We start from the raw sequence: 242 nt of genomic DNA on the forward strand, positions 1-242 counted from the left end.
GCTTGCGATCCTCGTCGTCTTTGCCGCCGCCGAACCTTTTGCAGCCCTCAAACGTGGTGCCGTCGAGCTCGGCCGCACGCGCCTTGCAGCACGCCGTCTCGCTCCGCGCCTCAAGACAGATCCCGTGGCACCGGCACGACCGCCTTCTATGCCGCCAAACAGGCAAGCGGCGCGCCTGAAGTCGGTCGATTTCCGTTATCCCGATGCGAAAAGACTTTGCCTGAGCGATATCTCACTCACCC

The 242-nt window shown here is 63.2% G+C and carries 1 pseudogene; it reads left to right on the plus strand.

Going from position 1 to position 242, the window contains the following annotated elements:
• Nucleotides 1-242 (plus strand): annotated as a pseudogene (locus tag CH341_RS35585) (ABC transporter ATP-binding protein); the annotation flags it as partial.

This window comes from Rhodoplanes roseus, from assembly GCF_003258865.1.
GTDB lineage: Bacteria > Pseudomonadota > Alphaproteobacteria > Rhizobiales > Xanthobacteraceae > Rhodoplanes > Rhodoplanes roseus.